Origin of the sequence: Embleya sp. NBC_00888, assembly GCF_045207655.1 — a bacterium.
Lineage (GTDB): Bacteria > Actinomycetota > Actinomycetes > Streptomycetales > Streptomycetaceae > Embleya.
The window spans coordinates 6,399,501-6,420,690 of sequence record NZ_CP108784.1; the positions used below are offsets into that span (position 1 = coordinate 6,399,501).

At 71.9% G+C, this 21,190-nt stretch carries 18 protein-coding genes; 8 read left to right on the forward strand and 10 right to left on the reverse strand.

Features of this window, described 5'->3' with window-relative positions; genetic code table 11:
• Positions 1-17 precede the first annotated feature (17 nt).
• The gene (locus OG948_RS27325) at positions 18-1,319 is read left to right on the forward strand and encodes a VWA domain-containing protein (protein WP_406298973.1); all 1,302 of its coding nucleotides are present in this window, start codon (positions 18-20) and stop codon (positions 1,317-1,319) included.
• Between the two features lie 56 nt (positions 1,320-1,375).
• Positions 1,376-2,134 carry an FHA domain-containing protein gene (locus OG948_RS27330; protein ID WP_406298974.1) on the forward strand — a complete coding sequence of 253 codons (759 nt, stop codon included), beginning with the start codon at positions 1,376-1,378 and terminating at the stop codon, positions 2,132-2,134.
• A gap of 67 nt (positions 2,135-2,201) precedes the next feature.
• Here OG948_RS27330 and OG948_RS27335 read toward each other — a convergent pair whose 3' ends face one another.
• The 6 genes from OG948_RS27335 to OG948_RS27360 all read right to left on the reverse strand — a co-directional run bounded on the left by OG948_RS27335 (position 2,202) and on the right by OG948_RS27360 (position 9,908).
• Positions 2,202-2,909 (reverse strand): ABC transporter ATP-binding protein, encoded by a 708-nt coding sequence (locus OG948_RS27335; protein WP_395859726.1) that lies wholly within the window; start codon positions 2,907-2,909, stop codon positions 2,202-2,204.
• Between the two features lie 3 nt (positions 2,910-2,912).
• Entirely contained in the window at positions 2,913-4,769 is a 1,857-nt protein-coding gene (locus OG948_RS27340; RefSeq protein WP_406298975.1) for an ATP-binding cassette domain-containing protein, read from the reverse strand.
• Positions 4,766-5,641, reverse strand: coding sequence for a branched-chain amino acid ABC transporter permease (locus OG948_RS27345; protein WP_406298976.1), 876 nt, complete (start codon positions 5,639-5,641; stop codon positions 4,766-4,768). The genes OG948_RS27340 and OG948_RS27345 overlap by 4 nt, the downstream gene beginning before the upstream one ends.
• A 30-nt stretch (positions 5,642-5,671) precedes the next feature.
• Positions 5,672-6,886: an ABC transporter substrate-binding protein gene (locus OG948_RS27350; protein ID WP_406298977.1), complete on the reverse strand. Its 1,215-nt coding sequence runs from the start codon at positions 6,884-6,886 to the stop codon at positions 5,672-5,674.
• 80 nt (positions 6,887-6,966) lie between these two features.
• Positions 6,967-7,392 carry a roadblock/LC7 domain-containing protein gene (locus OG948_RS27355; protein ID WP_360314312.1) on the reverse strand — a complete coding sequence of 142 codons (426 nt, stop codon included), beginning with the start codon at positions 7,390-7,392 and terminating at the stop codon, positions 6,967-6,969.
• Positions 7,389-9,908, reverse strand: a complete 2,520-nt coding sequence (locus OG948_RS27360; RefSeq protein ID WP_406298979.1) for a nitrate- and nitrite sensing domain-containing protein — start codon at positions 9,906-9,908, stop codon at positions 7,389-7,391. The genes OG948_RS27355 and OG948_RS27360 overlap by 4 nt, the downstream gene beginning before the upstream one ends.
• A gap of 497 nt (positions 9,909-10,405) precedes the next feature.
• Here OG948_RS27360 and OG948_RS27365 point away from each other — a divergent pair, with 497 nt between their 5' ends.
• The gene (locus tag OG948_RS27365; RefSeq protein WP_406298980.1) at positions 10,406-12,076 is read left to right on the forward strand and encodes a family 20 glycosylhydrolase; all 1,671 of its coding nucleotides are present in this window, start codon (positions 10,406-10,408) and stop codon (positions 12,074-12,076) included.
• A 234-nt stretch (positions 12,077-12,310) separates the two neighbouring features.
• Here the strand turns inward: OG948_RS27365 and OG948_RS27370 are convergent, their stop codons facing one another.
• Both OG948_RS27370 and OG948_RS27375 read right to left on the reverse strand, forming a co-directional pair.
• Positions 12,311-13,534, reverse strand: a complete 1,224-nt coding sequence (locus OG948_RS27370) for an MFS transporter (protein WP_406298981.1) — start codon at positions 13,532-13,534, stop codon at positions 12,311-12,313.
• Complete coding sequence (locus tag OG948_RS27375) at positions 13,531-14,226, reverse strand: DsbA family oxidoreductase (RefSeq protein ID WP_406298982.1); 696 nt, start codon at positions 14,224-14,226, stop codon at positions 13,531-13,533. The genes OG948_RS27370 and OG948_RS27375 overlap by 4 nt, the downstream gene beginning before the upstream one ends.
• Positions 14,227-14,511: 285 nt before the next feature.
• Here OG948_RS27375 and OG948_RS27380 point away from each other — a divergent pair, with 285 nt between their 5' ends.
• The 5 genes from OG948_RS27380 to OG948_RS27400 all read left to right on the forward strand — a co-directional run bounded on the left by OG948_RS27380 (position 14,512) and on the right by OG948_RS27400 (position 18,977).
• Entirely contained in the window at positions 14,512-15,051 is a 540-nt protein-coding gene (locus OG948_RS27380; protein ID WP_406298983.1) for a TIGR03086 family metal-binding protein, read from the forward strand.
• A 139-nt stretch (positions 15,052-15,190) separates the two neighbouring features.
• Positions 15,191-16,126 (forward strand): MBL fold metallo-hydrolase, encoded by a 936-nt coding sequence (locus OG948_RS27385; RefSeq protein ID WP_406298984.1) that lies wholly within the window; start codon positions 15,191-15,193, stop codon positions 16,124-16,126.
• 311 nt (positions 16,127-16,437) lie between these two features.
• Complete coding sequence (locus OG948_RS27390) at positions 16,438-17,220, forward strand: CoA transferase subunit A (protein WP_406298985.1); 783 nt, start codon at positions 16,438-16,440, stop codon at positions 17,218-17,220.
• The gene (locus OG948_RS27395) at positions 17,220-17,849 is read left to right on the forward strand and encodes a 3-oxoacid CoA-transferase subunit B (RefSeq protein ID WP_406298986.1); all 630 of its coding nucleotides are present in this window, start codon (positions 17,220-17,222) and stop codon (positions 17,847-17,849) included. Before OG948_RS27390 ends, OG948_RS27395 begins: the two co-directional genes overlap by 1 nt.
• A gap of 147 nt (positions 17,850-17,996) precedes the next feature.
• Positions 17,997-18,977 carry a fumarylacetoacetate hydrolase family protein gene (locus OG948_RS27400; RefSeq protein ID WP_406298987.1) on the forward strand — a complete coding sequence of 327 codons (981 nt, stop codon included), beginning with the start codon at positions 17,997-17,999 and terminating at the stop codon, positions 18,975-18,977.
• Positions 18,978-19,055: 78 nt separating this feature from the next.
• Here OG948_RS27400 and OG948_RS27405 read toward each other — a convergent pair whose 3' ends face one another.
• Together OG948_RS27405 and OG948_RS27410 are read right to left on the reverse strand one after the other, a co-directional pair.
• Positions 19,056-19,700, reverse strand: coding sequence for a response regulator (locus tag OG948_RS27405; RefSeq protein WP_406298988.1), 645 nt, complete (start codon positions 19,698-19,700; stop codon positions 19,056-19,058).
• Positions 19,688-20,995 (reverse strand): sensor histidine kinase, encoded by a 1,308-nt coding sequence (locus OG948_RS27410; RefSeq protein ID WP_406298989.1) that lies wholly within the window; start codon positions 20,993-20,995, stop codon positions 19,688-19,690. The genes OG948_RS27405 and OG948_RS27410 overlap by 13 nt, the downstream gene beginning before the upstream one ends.
• Positions 20,996-21,190 lie beyond the last annotated feature (195 nt).

Consider the following 21,190-nt stretch of genomic DNA (forward strand, 5'->3'; position numbering starts at 1 on the left):
ACGAAGGAGTCGGATTCATGTCAGGCGCCCCCGAATTCACCATCGAGATCAACCAGAACCCCTACCTCCCGATGGGAGGTCACGAGGTCCACGCCGTCGCGCACATCCAGGCGTCGGGGCCGCCGACCGGGGTGCGGGCCGGCGCTCGCGGCGCCGAGGTGATCATGGTGGACAGCTCGGGTTCGATGGACTTCCCGTCCACCAAGCTCAAGGCCGCCAAGCAGGCCACCAAGGCCGCGATCGACACGCTGCGCGACGGTACGCTGTTCGCGGTGGTCTCGGGGACCGGCATGGCGTCGATGGTGTATCCGTTCGAGGAGGGCCTGGTCGCGGCCGACGAGCGCACTCGCAAGGAGGCCAAGCGCGAGGTGGACAAGCTCCGCGCGCGCGGCGGCACCGCGATGGGGCAGTGGCTGCTGATGGCCCGCCGCCTGCTGGAACCGCACAAGGACGCGATCCGGCACGCGATCCTGCTCACCGACGGCAAGAACGAGAGCGAGCGCGAACAGGACCTGGCCGAGGCGATCGCCTACTGCGAGGGCGTGTTCGTCTGCGACTGCCGGGGCATCGGCCTGGACTGGCGGGTGGAGGAGGTGCGCAAGATCTCCACCGCGCTGCTGGGCGACATCGGCCTGGTGAGCGAACCGGCCGACCTGGTCGCCGACTTCACCAGGATGATGCAGAACGCGATGGGCAAGTCGGTGGCCGACGTGACGCTGCGCGTGCGCACGATCAACAACGCCCGGGTGAAGTACGTCAAGCAGACCTACCCGGTGATCGACGACCTGACCGCCCGGCGCACCGAGGTGGGGCCCAACGTGGGGGACTACCCGACCGGTTCGTGGGGCGGCGAGAGCAAGCACTACCACGTGTGCCTGGAGGTCGAGCCGGACGAGGTCAACCCGGGCGGCAAGCGCCGCCCGTGTCAGATCTCGGTGGTGCTGCCGGACGGCGCGGGCGGTCTGGAACTGGCCAAGGCCGGCGTGTTCGCGCAGTGGACCGACGACGAGGAACTCTCCACCCGGATCAACCAGGAGGTGGCCAAGGTCACCGGCCGGGAGAAGCTGGCCAACGCGGTCCAGGAGGGCCTGCAGGCCCGCCGGGACGGGGACGAGACCACCGCGACCGCGCGGCTGGTGCAGGCCTTGGAGCTGGCCAACGAGGCGGGTGACGAGCACACCGCGCGGCTGCTCGGCCGGGTCGTGGAGATCGAGGCGGACGGCACCAGCAGGCTCCGCAACGACGACGACGAGGGAATGATGATCATCGACGTCGAGTCGCACAAGACCGCCCGGGTGGGACCGCCGATCGAGGGCTGAGCCTGGTTGCCGGCATGTGTCGGGCTGGGTACGGGGAACAGGAAGGAGGTCCGCTCATGCACATCTGTCCGGTCGGTCATGAGTCCACCGCCGCGGACTACTGCGACGAGTGCGGACGTACGATGCCCACCGCCGGCGATCCGTCCGACGGTCCGACCGGGTCGGGCCCGGGCGGGCCGGGGCCGGGCGGGGACGTGCTGACCTGTCGCTTCTGCGCGACCGAGTACACGCCGGACGACCAGTTCTGTGAGGGCTGCGGGCACGAATTGACGCACGGGTCGAGCGGGCCCGGCGGCGGGGAGGACGACGGGAACAAGGGGGGCGGTGGGCAGGGCGGGAACGGCACGAAGGGCGACGAGGGCGGGAACGGCACGAAGGGCGGGCCGGGGCCGACCGAGGACCCGCCGCCTCCCCGCACGGTGTGGACGGCCCGCGTGGTGCCCGACCACGACTACTTCCTGCGGGTGCTCGAATGGGACGGCCCGGACGCGCACAGCATGCGCTTCCCGCACGAACAGGAGCCGTGGACGCTGGAGTTGACCGGCGAGTCGATGCGCATCGGCCGGCGCAACTCCAGCACGAGCTCGGCCCCGCCGGAGATTCCGATCGGTGACCCGGGAGTCTCCCGCCGCCATGCGATGTTGCTGCGCTGCGGGGACGGCACGTGGGAGGTGATGGACCTGGGATCGGCCAACGGGACCACCATCAACGCCGGTTTCGACCGGGTCCGCCGCGACCCGGTGCACCTCAAGGACGGCGACCGCGTGCACGTGGGGGCCTGGACGACGCTGGAGATCCGGCGCGTGGAGCTGTGAGGCCGCCGGCGCCGCGACGCCGGTCGGACCCGGGGGCACGCCCCACGGCCGACCGGCGCCGGTGCGGTCAACCGGTCGCGGCCACGCCCGGGGCCAGTGCGGCCAGGATCGGGCCCGGGTCGGCGGCGGCCTCGGCCGAGGTCAGCCGCGCGGTGACGCGTCCCGTGGACAACACCGTCAGATGATCCGCGATGCCCTGGACGAAGCCCAGTTGCGGGGCGGCGACCAGGATGGTCAGACCCTCGTCGGCGAGCGTGGTGATCAGCGCCCGGATCTGCTCGGCGATCACCGGGGACAGGCCCTCGGTCGGCTCGTCCAGCAGGATCAGCCGCGGCCCGCCGAGCAGTGCCCGGGCGATCGCGAGCATCTGCTGTTCGCCGCCGGAGAGTTGCGAACCCCGGTTGCCCGCGCGCTCGCCCAGGCGCGGCAGTAGCTCCAGCACCCGCGCGGGGGTCCACGCGGCGTGCTTGCGGTGGGCCAGCTTGAGATGCTCGGCCACGGTCAGGCTCGCGAACACCCGCCGGCCCTGCGGCACCAGGCCGATGCCCGCGAGCGAGACGCGGTGCGCGGGACGTCCGGTGAGGTCGCCGCCGTCCAGCGTCACGCGTCCGCCGGAGGGCTTGAGCAGCCCCGCGACGGTGTGGATGAGGGTGGACTTGCCCGCTCCGTTGGCGCCCAGGAGCGCGTGCACCGTGCCCTCGGGGATGCTCAGGTCCACCCCGTGCAGCACCGAGCCGCCCTGGTAGCCCGCCGTCAGTTCGCCGATCTCCAGCACGATTCAGCCCACTTCCTGGTGCTCGGGCTCGGACGCGCCCAGATACGTGTCGCGTACCGCCTGGTCCGCCGCGATCTCGTCCGGCGTGCCGGTGGCCAGCAGTTGTCCGGACGCCAGCACCGTCACGGTGTCGGTGACCTCGCGCACCAGCGCGAAGTTGTGCTCGACCAGCACCATGGTCACCTCGGCCGGCAGCGCCTTGAGCACCGCGGCCAGCCGCTCGATGTCGGTGTCGGTCAGACCCGCGGCCGGCTCGTCCAGCAGCAGCAGCTTCGGATGGCCCGCGAGGGCCATCGCGATGTCGAGCAACCGCCGGGAGCCGTGCGAGAGTTCGCCGGCGATCTCGTCCGCGCGGTCGGTCAGGCCGACGGTCTCCAGATGGGTCGCCGCCTCACCCGCCAACGCGCGGTAGCGGGTGGGTCGCCACGCCGTGCCGGCGACCCGGGCGTGCCGCCACGCGGCCAGTGTCACGTTGTCCAGGACGGAGAGCGAGGGCACCACCGCGGGCTGCTGGAACGCGCGCGCGATGCCGAGCCGGGACCGGCGCGCCGGGGGCAGCCGGGTGATGTCGCGACCGGCGAACACGATGCTGCCCGAGGTCACCGGGGTCGCGCCCGCGACCATGCCGAGCACGGTCGACTTGCCCGCGCCGTTGGGGCCGAGGAGCGCGTGCCGAGCGCCGCGGCGCACGGTCAGATCCAGGTCGCCCACCGCCGCCAGCGCGCCGTAGCGGCGGGTCAGGCCGGTGATGGTGAGCAGCGCCTCCGGGTCGGCGACGGTTTCCGGCTTCGTGCTCGGATCCGCCGGCGCCTTCTCGGCTTCCTCCTCCTGCTCTTCCTTCTCGGTCGCTCCGCCGGCCCGGGCCAGGGCTCGCCACGCGGCGCGTGAGCCGCCCGCGGTCAAGCCGACCAGGCCGCCCGGCAGCGTGTACACCGCGATCAGGAACAGCACGCCCAGCAGCAGCGGGCCGTGCCCCGGCCAGGGACCGGAGAGCCAGTCCCGGGTGAACACGATCAGCGCCGCGCCGATCATCGCGCCGACCAGCGACGCGCCGCCGCCGATGACCACCGCGAGCAGCACCAGCGAGGAGGTGTCGAAGCCGATGTGCGCGGGCGAGATGTAGCGCTGCACCGAGATCAGCAACGCGCCGGCGACGCCCGCGAGCGCGCCGACCCCGATGTAGGTGACCGAGAGGTAGCGGGTCACCGGGTGGCCGGTCGCGCGCATCCGGGTCTCGTTCTCGCGCGCGCCGTCCAGCAGCAGACCGGCGGGCGAGCGCAGCACCAGCGCGGTGATCCCGATCACCACAAGCGTGGTGATCAGCACGTACCAGTAGGTGTCCACGTCGTCGACGAGGTCGCCCATGCCCCAGAAGGGCTCGATCGGCGGCACCCCGGACTTGCCGTCGGTGCCGCCGGTGACCGACTTCCACTTCTCCGCGGCGGTGCGCACCAGTTCGCCGACGGCCAGGGTGATCATCAGCACCGTGACGCCGCGCGTGCGCACCACGATCGGCGCGGTGACCGCGTTGAACAGGGCGCCCGCCGCCGCCGCGACCAGGGTGTGCACGACGCCGATCCGCATGCCGTGCTCGGCCAGGATCGCCGCCGTGTAGCCGCCGACCGCGTACGGCGCGACCTGGCCCAGCGAGGGCAGTCCGGCGCCGCCGCCGAGCACCGCGACGCTGGCCGCGAGCACGCCCAGGGACAGCGCCTGGGACAGCAGGATCAGGGTGAACAGGCCGACCAGGTACGGCGCCGCGAACAACCACACGATCGCGGCGACGGCCAGGATTCGGCCCACCAGGACCGCGCGCGGCGAGCGCAGCGCGGTGCGCGCGCGCAGGGCGAGGGTGGTCATACTCGGCTCCCCGTCGGGCCGAAGCGCGCGGTGCGCGCGATCAGCATCACGGCCATCGTGGCGAACAGCAGATAGGGCGCGAGGTCGGGCATCAGCGTGACGCCGAGCGTCTGCACCTCGCCGACCAGGATCGCCGCCAACAGCGCACCGCCGACCGAACCCAGCCCGCCGATCACCACGACCAGCAGGGATTGCAGCAGCACGGTGTTGGCCACCGACGTGGACGGGCCGATGATCGGCGCGCCCAGACCGCCCGCGAGGCCGGCCAGGGCACCCGCGGCGATCAGTACGCCGGTGCGCACCCGGGCCGGCGAGATGCCGCCGGCCGCGAGCATCTCGGGGTCGTCCACCGACGCGCGCACGGCCGCGCCGACGCGGGTACGCGAGAGCACGTACCAGCCGCCGAACCCGAGCACGACCGCGACCACGATGAACGCGAGTCGGTAGCCCGGGTAGTTGTGGCCCAGGATCGACACCGGCTCCTCGAGTGCGCCGGGCACCGGGACCTGCGGGTCGTCCTTGCCGAACGTGGTGGTCAGCAGATCGCTGCCGACCAGCGCGACGCCGAAGGTCAGCATGGCCTGCGCCATGTGACCTCTGCCGGCGATCGGCGCGGTCAGCGCCGCGAGCACCCCGCCACCGGCCGCGCCCGCCCCGATGCCCGCGAGCACCGCGAGTGCCAGACCCACCCACGAGCCGTCGGCGACGGCGGTCGCGGTGTAGGCGGCGAACGCGTAGAGCGTGCCGTGCGCGAGGTTGAGGACTCCGCCCGAGCCGAAGGCCAGAGTCAGGCCCGCGGCCACGACGAACAGCAGCAGCCCGTAGGCCACTCCGTCCAGGGCGGGGATGAAATTGTCGTCGAACCAGCCCACGGCACGCTCCCTTTCGCTCCGAATCCGCCGCTAGCCGAGCGTGCCGAGTTCGCGGACCATCACGTTGCTCAGCGCGGTGCCGTCCTGCTTGACCTCACGCAGGTACCACTTCTGCACGGGAGCGTGCGTGTTCGGGTTGAACTCCCAGGAACCGCGCGGGCTGTCGATCTTGCCGGTCTTGGCGATCGCGGCGTTGACCGTCTCCGGGGTGACCTTGTCGCCCGCGGCGGCGATCGCCTTGTCCAGGACGGCGGCCGCGTCGTACATGGTCGCCGACATCATCGTCGGCAGCGCGTTGTACTTGCCCTGGTAGGCCGCGACGAACGAGCGGTTGGCCGGGATGTCCAGGGTGGGCGTGTAGTTGAGCGAGGTGAACACGCCCTTGGCCGCGTCGCCCTCGGCCCCGAGCACCGCGCCCTCGGTCAGGAAGCCCGCGGCGTACAGCGGGATGTCCTTGACGTCGGACTGCTTGTACTGCTTGACGAAGTTCACCGCGGCGGTGCCCGCGTAGAACGTGTAGACCGCCTTGGCGCCCGAGTTCTTGATCTCGGTGAAGTACGGCTGGAAGTTGGTGGTGGCCGGGAACGGCGTCCACTTGGTTTTGCCGTCCGGGTTCGCCAGCTTGCCGCCGAGCTTTTCGAACGTGTCGGTGAAGCCGCGGAGCTGGTCGAAACCACCCTGGTACTCCGGGCCGATCGCGTAGACCGTGCCGGCCACGTTCTCCTTGATGTACGGGGCCGCCGCCACACCCGGCTCCTCGGAGAGGTAGCTGGTGTGCCAGACGTAGTCCGGCTTGTCGATCTTGCCGGGGCGACCGACGGCGCCGATCATCGGCACCTTGTTGTCGTTGACGATCTGCACGTTGGCGGCCACCGTGGCCGCGTTGGTCAGGCCCACCACGGCGGTGACCTTGTCCTGCTTGATCAGCTTGGTGACCGAGGGCACCGAGGTCTGCGGGCCGTCGCCCTCGTCGGTGATCACGAGCTCGATCTTGTGCCCGCCCAGCTTGCCGCCGTGCTGGTCGAGGTAGGTCTGGAAGCCGTTCTGCAGGTCCGGGCCGAGCGACGCGTAGACACCGGTCAGCGGGATCGTCAGGCCGATCTTGAGCGTGCCGGAGGACGATCCGCCCTTCTTGTCGTCCGCCGCGCTGCCGCTGCACGCGGTGGTGAAGGCGAGGGCGCCGGCGATCAGGCCGGCGGCGGTGACGCGGAACGTGCGTCGGGTTATGGGACTTGCCGGGGTCATGACGTGCTCCAGGGTGTGGACGTGGGAGAGCGATCGAGCAGAGGGAGGGCCGCGTCGGGAGGGACGCGAGGATGCTTCGGTCAGCCCAGCGCGCCGCGCTGTACGTGCAGGAAGCGCTCGCGGGCGGCCGGGGTCAGGGCCGGGCCGACCTGGTTGATCAGCTCGGCCATCTCGAACGAGACCTGACCGATGTCGCACTCCCGCGAGGCCAGCACCAGCAGCGAGGCGCCGTCGCTGACCTGCATCGAGAACATGAACGCGCCGTTCATCTCGGTCAGGTTGCTGGCCACCGGGTCGGTGCCGAACAGCCGTGCGGCACCGGCCAGCAGGCTGACCAGGCCGGACGCGACCGCGCCGAGCTGGTCGGCGCGGTCCTGCGGCAGCGAACTGGTGTTGGCCACCACGAGTCCGTCCGCGGAGACCGCGACGGCGTGCAGCACCTCGGGCACCCGGGTGGCGAAATCGTTGAGCAGCCAACTGAGATCGGCTGCGGTGGGGTGGGTCACGATCTCTCCTTGTGATCCGGTTCGCCGCCGCCGGGGCGGGGCGAGGGGGCGCGGCGGGCCCGGCTGTGCCCGATGCCCTGCGCGAAGGCGGACATGGCCGCGGACACCTGGCGGGCGTCCCGGCGGTCCGGCGTGTCGTTCGCCCGGGCGGGCGTTCCGGCCGAGCCGACCAGCGGCGCGGCGGGTGCGGCGGGGCTGCCCGGGTGCACGGTGGGAGTGTCCCGGCGAACCCGCAGCGGCAGCCCCGTGTTCGTGGTGCGGCCGGACTCCGTCGGTTCCGGAGCCGACGGCAGCGACCGTTCCGGACGCCGCTCGGGTTCGACCTGCGCCGGCGGGGCCGGCGGGGCGAGCGCGGGCGGGGTCGGGGCGGCGGGCACGGGCGGCCGAGATCCGGTGAAGCGCAGTCCCGAGGGCGCGGGTTCACGCGGTCCGGGAGCGCTCGCGTCGCTGACCGGTTGCGGCCGGGTGGGCGTGAACACGCTCGGCACCGGCTCGAACGGACCCGGGTCGGGATGGCCGCCGGCGCGTACGCCGACGTCCGGCACCCGACCGGAGGGGGGCAGCTGCGCGACCTCGGCCTTGGGCACGCCGCGGTGCCGACCGGGGCGATCGCGGAAGACCACGATGTCCTCGGGCAGACCGACCTCGGCGACCGTGCCACCCTGCGGGCCCGGGGCCAGGGTGATCGTGATGCCGTAGCGCGTGGCCAGGTGGCCGGCCACGGTCAGACCCATCGCGCGCACCGCGTGCACGTCCAACTGGGCCGGCGACGCGAGGCGTTCGTTGAACCCGGCCAGTCGCTCCGGGGTGATGCCCACGCCGGAGTCGGTCACGGTCAGCACCGCGCCGTCGCCGCGACGGTTCGCCTGGAGTACCACCCAGGTCTCCGGACGGCTGAACTTGGTCGCGTTGTCCAGCAGTTCGGCGAGCAGGTGCGCGACGTCGTCGCGGGCCCGTCCGGCGATCAGGATGCGCGGGTCCACCGCGCCGGGGTCGACCCGGGTGAACCGTTCGATCCGGCCGATCGCCGCGCGCGCGACGTCCAGGAGCAGCGCGTCCTCGCGTACGCGCGCGGTGCCCTCGCCGCCGAGCACCAGCAGACTGGTGTTGTTGCGGCCCATGCGCTGGACCAGGTGGTCGAGCGAGTACAGCCGCTTGAGCCGGTCCGGGTCGTGCTCGTGCGCCTCGGCTTCGTCGAGGACCTTGACCAGGCCGTCGGTGAGCCGCTGGTTGCGGCGGGCGAGCGCGACCAGCACGGTGGCGATACCGGCCCGCAGGACCGCCTGTTCGGCGGCGATGCGGACGGCGGCGGTGAAGACGGTGTTGAACGCCGAGCCCACCTCGGCGATCTCGTCCTTGCCGCGCACCTCGATGGGGGTGCCCGCGCGTTCGGCGATCTCGTCGGCGGTCGCGCCGTCGAGGGAACGCCCCTGCTGGAGCTTGGCGACGGCGTCCGGCAGACCGGTGTAGGCCACCTCGTGCGCGGTGTCGCGCAGGCGCAGCAGTTCGCGCGTCATCGGCCGGCCCAGGCGCAGCACCAGGAGTACGGCGGCGGCCAGCGCGAGCAGCACCGCCGCGGCCTGTCCGATCGCCCACCAGCGTCGGCTGTCGCGTTCGTCGCTGACCGAGGTCAGCACCGACGCGTCCACGCGTCGTTCGACGTCGCTGATCCGGGCGATCCGGTCGGCGGTCGCCTTGGTCCACACGTCCTGAGGGATCAGGATGGGCGTGTCCACCCTGGCCCGGGAGACGGCGTCCTCGAGCTGGTGCACGGCCAGGATCTCCGGGCCGGTCTGGGCGAGTTCCAGCCAGCCCAGCCACTCCTCGTCGGCGAGCGACTCGAAGGACGTCTCGCTCTCGTCGTAGCCGGTCCGGGTGGCCAGGATGTCCTGCTGTTGGGACGGCGAGATCCGGCTGGACGCCAGCGCGCGCAGGACCGCCGTCTGTTGTTGTCCCAGCCACTCCGTGGCGTGCGAGAGCGCGGCGGCGGCACGCAGGCGGTCCGAGTTGTCGGGGCCGGCGCCGCCTGCCTGGGCCACGCTGTCGCGGTAGTCGAGCGCGTCCGCGATCAGGATGCGGTAGCGGAAGACGACGGCGGTCAGCGAGGTGCCCTTGGGTGCCTGGACCTGCTCGCGCAGCGCGGTCAGGTCGGTCAGGCCCGCGTCCAGCCTGCGCAGCCGTTCCTTGGTGTTGCCGGGGATCGAGCCGAGGTCCTTGCGCAACTTGCGGTAGCGCGTGGCGCTCTCGTCCGTCGCGGCGGTGCGCTGGTGGTACGTGACCAGCGCGCCGCTGCCGGCGTCCGGCCACAGCACCGCGGCGGCAGCCGCGCGTTCGCTCTGCAGACGGTGCGCGAGCTCGCCCGCCTCCGCGGAGACCTTGGTCAGCGAGCGCAGGCGGTTCGCGTCGAGGGCCTCGCCGGTCGTGGTGGACACGGCGAGTCCCGCGGAGCCCACCATCACGGTGAGGGGCACGGCGACGAGCAGGACGAGTTTCCGAGTGATGTTCAGGTCGTCCACCACCAGGTCGGTGCCGGGGTGGAGCGAGGCAGGGATACGGAGTCGAGTATTCCGCTTGTCAAGTACGTCATTTTCCCGATGATTCGCACTTTCCGGTCTTGCGCTTTCGGTGACGCGGATCGCGTCCTATTCCGTGCACGACGGGCAGAGCCTAGCGGCATTCGCACGTGTGCTCGCAGTGGCCGGTGGGTAATGCATCGCGCACCCCGCATACGGCGGCGAATGTTGACATCCGTAAGTTAACCCTGCGAAGGAATACCCATGGTCGATCATGGCAATACACAGACGCATATCACGTGATTTAGCACGGACTTCTACGGTCGGGCACCTATATCCGTATTTCGGCCCCCATCTTCGGGCGCCCGTTTGCCAACCATTCGTTGGGATATACCGGATCGTTGCCCTCCGTTTTTGAGGTGCCGACCAACCGGATAGTCGAACCCGGCTGCCTAGACTGAGCCGAGACCGATCCCGGCGGACCGAATTGGGAGAGTCACATGCAGCGCCGACGCGCCCTGGCTTTTTTCCTGGCCGTGCCGATCGCCGCCGCCGCGGGGACGGCCGTGTGGGTCACCGACTCGTCCTCCTCCGACGGCAGCCCCGGGACCGACCCGGGCGCGGCTCCGGGCTCGGGCGGGCCGGACCCCGGTGCGGCCGAGCCCGGCGGCGCCGAGGCCGGTGAGCCGCCGCCCGGACCACTCGCCGCCGACGCCCGAGGACTGGTCCCGATCCCGATCGAGGCGCTCGGCGCCCAGGGCGCGGGCTGGACGCTGTCCCGGGACACCAGGGTGCGGGCCGCGAGCGAGGCCGCGCGGGCGGTCGCCGAGGTGGTCGCCGCCGAACTGCGCACCGCCACCGGCCTGCCCCTGCCCGTGGTGGTCGATGCCCGCGCCCGCGCCGGAACCGACCTGTCCCTGGTGCCGGACCCGCCCGGGACGACGCCGGCGGACCGGCCGGCCGGCGACGAGGCGTACGCGTTGACCGTGACCGCGCGCGGCGCCACGATCCGCGCGAGCGCTCCGGCCGGCCTGTATCGAGGCGCCCAGACGCTGCGCCAACTGGTCCCGGCCCGGGCACCGTTCGAACTGCGTCCCGCCGTGGTCCGGGACGCGCCGCGGTATCCGTACCGGGGCATCATGATCGACCTGGCCCGGCACTTCTATCCGCCCGCCGAGATGCGCCGGCTGATCGACCACATCGCCGCCTACAAGTTCAACCACCTGCACCTGCACCTGACCGACGACCAGGGCTGGCGGATCGCGATCGAGGGTCGACCCCGGCTCACCGGGATCGGCGCCTCCACCCAGGTCGGCGGCGGGCCGGGCGGCTTCTGGACGGCGGCCGACTACCAGGGGGTGATCGGCTACGCGGCCGAGCGCTTCATCACCGTGGTGCCCGAGATCGACATGCCCGGACACACCAACGCGGCGATCGTGGCCTACCCGGAACTGGCCTGCGACGGACGCAAGTACGCCCCCTACACCGGTACCCAGGTCGGCTTCTCCGCGCTGTGCGTGGACGGCGAGGCGACCTACACCTTCCTCGACGAGGTGCTCGGCCGGCTCGCCGAACTCACCCCGGGCCCCTACCTGCACATCGGCGGGGACGAGACACACACCCTCAAGCCCGCGCAGTACCGGGCGTTCATGGCCCGCGCGCAACCGATCGTGGCCAGGCACGGCAAGCAACTCATCGCGTGGCACCAACTCGCCGCAGGCGACCCGGTGCCCGGCGCCATCATCGAGTACTGGGGCGCGTCCAAGCAGGACGCGGCCGCGGTCGCGGCCGCCGCGCGGGCCGGGCACAAGGTGGTGATGGCCCCGGCCGACCACGCCTACCTGGACATGAAGTACGCCGGGGGCGAGCGGCTCGGGGTGACCTGGGCGGGCACCGTGGATGTGCGCACGTCGTACGACTGGGAACCCTCGACGCACCTGCCGGGGCTGCCCGCGGACGCGGTGCTCGGGGTCGAGGGCGCGTTGTGGGGCGAGACGATCAAGAGCGTCGCGGACGCCGAGTATCTGCTCTTCCCACGGCTCGCGGCGGTCGCCGAAGCGGCCTGGTCCCGGCCGGAGCGGCGCGACTGGGCGGACTTCAGGACCCGGATCGGCACGCACGAGGCGCGGTGGCAGGCGCGGGGGATCAACTACGCGCGGAAGTTGTCCTGACGCGGGCGCCCGGCGTGGGTGGGTCCGGCCCTCGGGGACTGTCCATGGGGACTGTGCTCGGGCCTGCGCTCGGGCCTGCGCTCGGGCCCGTGTATCGATTCGGGCTCGTACCTCGTGCCCACACCCCGTGCTCGGACCCCTCCTCGAATCTGTGCTCGGATCCGTCCTCGGGTACCGGGACGCCGATCGGATCGATCGGTGGGCCGGTACGGCCGGTACCCGGGAACGGACCGCTCAGCGGCGGACCGCGCCCGCGGTGAGGGCGATGATCGCGACCAGCACCGCCGGAATGGCCAACGCCGTGGTCAGGCTGGTGTGGTGGGCGATGAAGCCGATCATCGGCGGGCCCGCGAGCAGCCCGATGTAGGCGATGCCGGTCACCCGCGAGATGGCCCACGCGGCGGGCACTCCCGGGGTGTTGCCGGCCGCGCTGAACGTCACCGGCGCGACCGGGGCCACCCCGACGCCGAACAGCGTGAAGCCGAGCACCGAGACCGCCGGCCACGGCGTGGCCAGCGCGAGCGTCATGCCGAGCGCGCCGATCAGCGCGCCCACCCGCAACACCGCGACCGGGCCGAACCGTTCCACCACCCGGTCACCGGCGAACCGGCCCGCGGCCATCGCCACCGACATGCCCGCGAAGCCCAACCCGGCGACACCCGGCGAACTGTCCAGCGTCTCGCGCAGATGTACGCCGCTCCAGTCCGCCACCGCACCCTCGCCGACGAACGAGCACAGCCCGATCAGCGCGAGCAACACCACGGCGCGATAGCCCGCGAGCAATCGGAGCAGACCACCGCCCGCGGCCGGCGCGGCCGGTCGCGTCGGATCCTCCGGCTCGACCGGGGCGTGTACGTGCGGGTCGTCCGCGACGCCCAGCAACGCGCGCGAACCCGCCCACACGGCCAGTGCGAGCACCACCGCCATCACCGACAGATGCACCCGGGGGGTGATCCCCAGAGCCGCCGCGCCGGATCCGACGAGCGCGCCGAACAGCCCGCCGAGGCTGTAACCGCCGTGCAGGCTGTTCATGATCGGGCGGCGCAAGTGCTGCTCGATCGCCACGCCCTGCGCGTTCACCGCGACATCGGTGAAGCCCATCAGCATGCCCAGGACCAGCAGGCCCACCGCCAAGGAGGGCAGGTCCCACGCGAACGCCGGCAGGAGCAGCGCCAGACAGCCGCCGATCACCGACACCCGCGCGACCCGTTTGCTGCCCCATCGCCCGGCGGCGGTACCCGCGAGTTGCACCGCCACCAGCGCACCGACCGGCGAGCCGAGCAGGGCCAGCCCCAACTGGGCGTCGTCGAGCTCCAGATCCTCCTTGAACTGCGGGATCCGGGCCAGGAAGTCCGCGACCGCGGCGCTGAACGCGAAGAACACGAACAGCGCGGCCAGTCGCGCGCCGCGCAACCGCTCGGCGGAGAGTTCGCGGGTCGTTCCCCCCGAGACGCTCACACCGCGCAGGAGCCGTCGGCGCACGCGTCGCCGTCGCCCGCGGGCGCGGCCGACTCGGCGCTTTGATCCCGCACCTGCTCCAGGACCTGGAGGAACGTGGACGCCTCCTGCGCACCCTGGACCGCCCACTTGCCCTCGAACACGAACGTCGGCACCGCGGTGACGCCCATCTCCTGCGCCTCGGCGATCTCGCGCCGGACCTCGTCGGTGCCCTCGTCGGACGCGAGGAAGGCGACCACGCGGTCCCGGTCCAGGCCGGCCTCGACCGCGAACTCGGTCAACCGGTCGTGGTCGGCGACGTTCTCACCCTCGGTGAAGTACGCCGCGAGCAGCCGGTCCTTGAGTGCGGCCTGGGCCGTCGGGCCGAACTCGGTGAGCGCGAGCCACAACACTCGGTGCGCGGTCAGCGTGTTCACCGCCAGGGCCCGGGTGAAGTCGAAGGTGATGCCCTCGCCGGCGCCCACGTCGGCGAGCCGCGCGTTCATTCCGTCGAGGTTCGCCGCGCCGAACTTCGCGGCCAGCCGCTCGCGCAGCGGCGCCGGCTCGGCCGGAGTGGTGGGGTCCAGCTCGTAGGGACGGTACGTGACCTGGATGTCCTCGGCGCCCGGGAACGCCGCGAGCGCGCGCTCGAAGCGCCGCTTCCCGACGTAGCACCACGGGCACGCGATATCGCTGTAGATCTCGACCTTCACTTGCTCTCCAGCTTCCTTGCTCGGTGGTCGGGGACACGCGACGCTCGGCGGCGGCGTCCCGGGACACACGGGATCGAAGACACGCCCTGGGGCGATACAAAGGACGGACGTACCGACGGTCACGGCGGCGGACGCACCGGATGTGAAACATACGTGCAGGCGCCAAACATTCCCCAACCGGCCGTATCGCCGCCGGGGACCCGGGCGTAATCTGACCGCTGCTCGTCGTCCGTCACCCGGAACGCACGCCGTACCCGCGCGGCGTCACCTGCCCGAGGAGTCCTCGTGGACCAGATAACCCAGTACAAGCGCGCCGTCGACGCCTTCCGTCCGCTGCTCGCCGAGGTCGGCGACGAACAGCTCGGGCTCGAGTGTCCGTGTGATCAGTGGGACGTACGAGGTCTGCTCACGCATGCCACCGGCGCACAGCGCGGTCTGGCGGCGGCGCTGGCCGGGCCCACCGAGCCGGTCTCCGAGGACCCCCGGGAGGACTTCGAGGCGGTGGTCGAGACGATGCTCGCGACCTTCACCCCGGAGCGGATCGCCGCGGCGATCAAGACCCCGTTCGGCGAGCAGACCGGCGGCTTCCTGCTCGGCCTGGCCACCGGTGACATCTTCGTGCACGCGTGGGACCTGGCCCGGGCCCTGGGCAAGCCGACCGACCTGGACCCCGAGCTCGCCGAGGCGCTCCTGGAGCGCATGCGCAAGACCCTGCCGGACGCCGCGCGCGGGGAGGGTCGCGCGTTCGGCCCGGAGCAGCCGGTCGCCGCGGACGCGCCGGCCGCCGACCGGCTCGCCGCGTTCACCGGCCGTGCGGTGAACTGAGCCCGAATCGCCCCGCCGGGCCCGGGACATCCCGGACAAGCCCTACCGGACGCGGCACCTGACGGCTCGTCAGGCTGCGCATGGGGCGGTCGGCGGTGTATGCACGTCAACGCACACCCCCAGTCGATCGGGAGTATCGATGAGCACGTCGCAGCACGATCACGGCCGGATGGATCCGCCTCGCGTCCAGGAGGTGGCCGACGGAGCGTACGCGTACATCCAGCCGGACGGCACCTGGTGGATCAACAACACCGGGTTCCTGGTCGGTCCGGAGGGCGTCGTCGCGATCGACGGCTGTGCCACCGAGGCCCGGACCCGCACGTTCCTGGAGACGATCGCGAAGCACACCGACGCCCCGGTGCGCACGCTGATCAACACCCACCACCACGGCGACCACACGAACGGGAACTACCTGTTCGAGTCGGCCACCATCGTGGCGCACGAGAACACCCGGACCGAGATCCTGAAGCTGGGGATCATGGAGGTCGAATCGATCTGGCCGGGCGTCGGCTGGGGCGGCGTGCGCGCGGTCCCGCCGTTCCTGACCTTCACCGACAGCGTCACCGTGTACGCGGGCGATCTGCGGGCGCAGGTACGGCACTTCGGCGCCGCGCACACCTCGAACGACTCGGTGGTGTGGCTCGAGGAGCAGGGCGTCCTGTACACCGGCGACCTGATCTTCAACGGCGGTACCCCGTTCCTGCTGATGGGCTCGCCCGCCGGCTACCTCGAAGTGCTGGAGCGGGTAAAGCAGTTGGGCGCCACCACGCTGGTCCCCGGACACGGCGAGGTGTGTGGTCCGGAGCAGATCGACTACGCGATCGGGTACACGAACTTCGTGCTGGAGACCGCGCGCAAGGGGCTTGACGCGGGGCTGGACCCGTTGAGCGTGGCGCGGGAGACGGACCTCGGCGAGTACGCGGCGCTGTCCGACCCGGAGCGGATCGTGGGCAACCTGCATCGTGCGTACGCGGAGTTGAACGGGGTTGAGCGGGCGGGGGCGATCGACATATACGGCGCGCTCGGGGACATGGTGACGTTCAACGACGGCAAGCCGCTCTCCTGCTTCGCGTGACGGGCTTGGCCGACCTGCGGTTTCGCTTCGCGTGACGGGGTGGGCCGACCTGCGGTCTGGCGGCCTCAAGCGCCGGCCGGGCTGAGTGGCCTCAAGTGCCGGCCGCGCTGGTTTGGCCGTCGGTCGGGCTGGGTGTGGGTGGTTGAGGGTTGGTTGTGGGGCGGTTGGTTGGTTGTGGGGGCGCCGGTTGGGCTGTGGGATGGCCTGGCCGGCGCTTTTGGTTGGTTTCCGGTGAGTGGAAGGTTGGGGGGTGGGGCGGGGGGTGGGCGCATAGCTTCGGGGGGTCGGGGTGGTGGGTGATCGGAGATGGCGTGGACAAGGTGGTCGGTACGGCCGAGGCGGCGGTGGCGGATATCGGGGACGGGGCCTCGATCGCGGTCGGCGGGTTCGGGCTGTGTGGGATTCCCTCGGTGCTGATCGGGGCCCTGTACGCGCAGGGCGCCGGCGATCTGCGGGTCGTCTCCAACAACTGCGGCGTGGATCGATGGGGACTCGGCATCCTGCTGCACGCCGGGCGCATCTCGCGCGCGACCGGCAGCTATGTCGGCGAGAACAAGGAGTTCGCCCGGCAGTACCTGTCCGGTGAGATCGAGCTCGAACTCACCCCGCAGGGCACCCTCGCCGAACGGCTGCGGGCCGGTGGGTGCGGCATCCCGGCCTTCTTCACCCCGGCCGGCGTCGGTACCCAGGTGGCCGAGGGCGGTCTGCCGTGGCGCTACGACGCGGCCGGCGCGGTCGTGGTGGCCTCGCCGAGGAAGGAGGTGCGGGTCTTCGACGGGGTCGAGTACGTCCTGGAGGAGTCGATCACCACCGACTACGCGCTGGTCCGGGCGGCCCGGGGCGATCGGCACGGCAATCTGGTGTTCGACAAGTCGGCGCGCAACTTCAATCCGCTCGCCGCGATGGCCGGGCGGATCACCGTCGTCGAGGTCGAGGAGCTGGTCGAACCGGGCGAACTCGACCCGGACGAGGTGCACCTGCCCGGGGTGTTCGTGCAGCGGGTGGTGGTCCTGAGCGCGGCCCAGGTCGCCGACAAGCAGATCGAGAAGACCACGATCACCGCGCCGGCGGCGCGGGGAACGGTGCGCGACTGATGGCCTGGACCAGGGACGAGATGGCCGCGCGGGCGGCGGCCGAGCTGGCCGACGGGTCGTATGTGAACCTCGGTATCGGGCTGCCCACGCTGGTACCCAACCACATCCCGGCCGGCGTGCACGTGGTGCTGCACTCGGAGAACGGGCTGCTCGGAGTGGGACCCTATCCGCACGAGGACGAGGTCGACGCGGACCTGATCAACGCCGGCAAGGAGACCGTCACGGTCCTGCCGGGTGCCTCGTTCTTCGATTCGGCGCTGTCCTTCGGGATGATCCGAGGCGGTCACATCGACGCCGCGATCCTGGGCGCGATGCAGGTCAGCGCGGTGGGCGACCTGGCGAACTGGACCATTCCCGGCAAGATGATCAAGGGCATGGGCGGCGCGATGGACCTCGTGCACGGCGCCCGTCGGGTGATCGTGCTGATGGAGCACGTGTCCCGGAAGGGCGAGCACAAGATCGTCGAGACGTGTTCGCTGCCGCTCACCGGCAAGCGCTGCGTCCAGCGGGTGGTCACCGACCTCGCGGTGATCGACGTGACCGAGCGCGGCCTGCTCCTGGTCGAGACGGCCCCCGACGTCACCGAGGACGAGGTGCGCGCGAAGACCGGCGCGAAGTTGCTGTCCTGACACGGTGGGCCGACTCCCGCGGATCCGTCGCGGCTCTGTGATCATGTGGCGATGATCATGGGGCAGTGATCATTTACCTGTGATCATTCAGCGATACCGACACCGCGTCGCCGGTGCTCGGCACGTATCGGAACAGGGAGCAATCGCATGAAGTTCGCCACCTTCGACCTGGCCGGCTCGACTCGTTGCGGAGTCGTGGCCGGTGCGGGCGACGCCGTCGTGCACCCGCTGCCGGTGGGCGTCACGCTGCTCGGCCTGATCGAGCGCGGCGCCGAGGAGTTGCGCGCGGCGGGCGAGCGGGCCCGGTCGGAACCGGCGGTCGCGCTCACCGACGTGCGGCTGCTGCCGCCGCTACAGCCGCCCACCGTCCGCGACTTCGTGGCGTTCGAGGAACACGTCGAGGGCGTCGCGGTCACCGTGCAGGGCCCGGACGCGACCGTGGTGCCGGAGTGGTACGAGCTGCCCACCTTCTACTTCACCAACCCCTACGCGATCATCGGCCCGAGCGACGTGGTGCCGATGCCGCCCGGGTCGAACGTGCTCGACTTCGAGTTGGAGGTCGGCATCGTGATCGGCCGCGCGGGCAAGGACCTGACGGTCGAGCAGGCGGCGGAGCACATCATCGGCTACACCATCTTCAACGACTGGTCGGCGCGCGACCTCCAAGCCCGTGAGATGCGGGTGGGTCTGGGCCCGTGCAAGGGCAAGGACACCGCGACCACGCTGGGCCCGTGGCTGGTGACCGCCGACGAGTTCGAGGTCCACCGGGACGCGGACGGCTTCCTGGACGTGGCCATGCGCGCGTCGGTCAACGGCGTCGAGGTCGGCCGGGACTCACTGGTCAACATGGGCTGGCCGCCCGCCGAACTGGTCGCCTACGCGTCGCGGGGCACCTGGGTCCGACCCGGCGACGTACTGGGCACCGGCACCTGCGGCAACGGCGGCTGCCTGGGCGAACTGTGGGGCCTGGGACGGGAGTTGCCGCCGCTGCGACCGGGCGACACGGTCGCGCTCACGGTCGAGGGAATCGGCACGCTGACCAACACCGTGGTCGAGGGCGCCGCACCGCGAGCGATCCCGGCCGCGCGCAAGCGCCCGCGCACCCGCAAGGAGTCCTTCGACGCGTGAGGCCGTGGCCTTCTCGGCCTTCTCGGCCTCCTCGGCCTCCTCGGCCTCCCGGCACCCGGTCGGCGGGTGCTCGTTCGCTCAGCCGTTCAGATAGGCGAGTACGGCGAGCACCCGTCGATGCCCCGCGTCGTCGGGGGCCGGCCCGAGCTTCGCGAAGATGTTGCGGATGTGCTTGTTCACCGCGCCCTCGCTGATCACCAGAAGCCGGCCGATGTCCGTGTTCGACCTGCCCTCCGCCATCAGTGCGAGCACCTCGCGCTCGCGGGGGGTCAGTTCGCGCAGCGGGTCGTCGGAGCGGCGCCGGACCAGGAGTTGGGCCACCACCTCGGGATCCATCACCGTGCCGCCCGCCGCCACCCGACGCAGCGCGTCGGCGAACTCGTCGACGTCGCCCACCCGTTGCTTGAGCAGATAGCCGGTCGCCCCCTTGCCGTCGGCGAGCAACTCCGCCGCGTACCGGTCCTCGACATAGGCGGACAACACCAGCACGGGCAGCCCGGGCCGGCGCCGCCGGGCCTCGATCGCGGCCCGCAACCCCTCGTCGCGAAAGTCCGGCGGCAGCCGCACGTCGACGACCGTGACGTCCGGGGCGTGCGCCGCGACGGCGGCCAGGAAGTCGGTGCCGTTGTCCACCGCCGCCGCGACCTCGAAGCCCTCACCGGTCAGCAGCAGGACCAGGCCCTCGCGCAGCAGCGCGTCGTCCTCCGCGATCACCACCCGCACGGCAACTCCGCGCGCAGTCGGGTCGGTCCGCCTACCGGGCTGTGCACGCTCAACCGGCCGTCCAGCGCGGCCGCGCGCCGCCGGATGCCGACCAGGCCGCTGCCCGCGTGCTCGTCCGCGCCACCGCGCCCGTCGTCCTCGACCTCGATCACCAGCGTGTCCTCCTCGCGGGTCAGCCGGACCTCGACGTGTGCGGCGTGGCTGTGTTTGGCCACATTGTTCAATGCCTCGGCGACGACGAAGTACGCGGCCGTCTCCACCGCGGCCGGTGTGCGGGTCAGCCCGGCGGTGTGCACGACGCAGGGCACCGGACAGCGGGCGGCCAGGGCCGAGACGGCGCCGTCCAGGCCGCGTTCGGCCAGGATTGGCGGGTGGATGCCGCGCACCACGTCGCGCAACTCGTCCAGCGCGTCGCCGGCCGCCCGTCGAGCGCGTCGGACCAGCGGCAGCGCCTGCTCCGGATCGCGTTCCAGGGCCCGTTCGATCAGCCCGAGATGCAGCACCACGGCGAGCAGTCGGTTCTGCGTACCGTCGTGCAAGTCCCTTTCGATCCGCCGCAGTTCGGCGCCGTGCGCGTCCAGTGCGGCGGCTCGGCTCGCGGTGACCTCGGCCAGCCGCTCGACCACCGACCCGTCCGGCGGGGTGAGCAGCGGGCGGGTCAGCCGGGCCTGGCCGCGCAGCAGCGGCGCGGCCAGGGCAACCGCGAGCACCGCGACGGCCGCGCCGATCGGGAGCATCGCCGCGGCCTTCCACCACGAGTCGACCGCGAAGCCGACGCCGGACGGCGCCCGACCCGGCACGGCCCACCACCACAGCGGCATGGTGAGGTTGTTGACGGCGCTGACGGTCAGGCCGAGGCCGAGCACGGCGGCGAGGGTTGCGGTCAGACCGTGTACCGGAAGCCACAGCAGGTCCCGTCGTCCGGCGGGGTCGGTCAGCGCGATGCGCGCGCGGGTGAGCAGCGGGCCGTCGAGGGGGCGATAGTGCTCGGGCACAGGTGGGCCGCCGAGCACGACGCCCACCCGACGGCGTTCGGCGCCGGCCAGTCGCCGCACCCCGCGCAGCAGCGGGGTCAGCAGGGGCAGGCCGAAGCCGGCGACGTACAGGCACGCGCACATGAGGACCACGGGCAGCGCGAGCAGGGCGAGGAGGCCGGTGCCGCCGGCCTGCGCGAGCAGACCCAGCCGGGTGGGCAGGCCGCGAAGTGCGGCGCGCGCTGCGGGCAGGCCGGACAGTGCGGCTCGCCCTGCGGGGAGCACGGCGCGTGCTTGGGGCAGTTCGGGTTTCGTGTGCACCGCTCGACCCCTTTCCTGGGCTCGTTCGATGGTCTCCGCCGCCGCGCGCGAGAGGTAGCCGAGCCGCGGGTGTCCCGATGGTGGTGCGCGCATCACCATCGGAACGGGCGCGTGCGGGCTGCCGGGACACCGCCACGGAATCCTACGTTTGTGCGGGTCGGCGGCTCACCCGGAGCGGTCGGCGGCAACGACGAA

Coding starts and splice junctions, on each gene's coding strand:
- OG948_RS27325 (WP_406298973.1), top strand. CDS start 18: ATGTCAGGCGCCCCCGAATTCACCATCGAGATCAACCAGAACCCCTAC.
- OG948_RS27330 (WP_406298974.1), top strand. CDS start 1,376: ATGCACATCTGTCCGGTCGGTCATGAGTCCACCGCCGCGGACTACTGC.
- OG948_RS27340 (WP_406298975.1), bottom strand. CDS start 4,769: ATGACCACCCTCGCCCTGCGCGCGCGCACCGCGCTGCGCTCGCCGCGC.
- OG948_RS27350 (WP_406298977.1), bottom strand. CDS start 6,886: ATGACCCCGGCAAGTCCCATAACCCGACGCACGTTCCGCGTCACCGCC.
- OG948_RS27365 (WP_406298980.1), top strand. CDS start 10,406: ATGCAGCGCCGACGCGCCCTGGCTTTTTTCCTGGCCGTGCCGATCGCC.
- OG948_RS27385 (WP_406298984.1), top strand. CDS start 15,191: ATGAGCACGTCGCAGCACGATCACGGCCGGATGGATCCGCCTCGCGTC.
- OG948_RS27395 (WP_406298986.1), top strand. CDS start 17,220: ATGGCCTGGACCAGGGACGAGATGGCCGCGCGGGCGGCGGCCGAGCTG.
- OG948_RS27400 (WP_406298987.1), top strand. CDS start 17,997: ATGAAGTTCGCCACCTTCGACCTGGCCGGCTCGACTCGTTGCGGAGTC.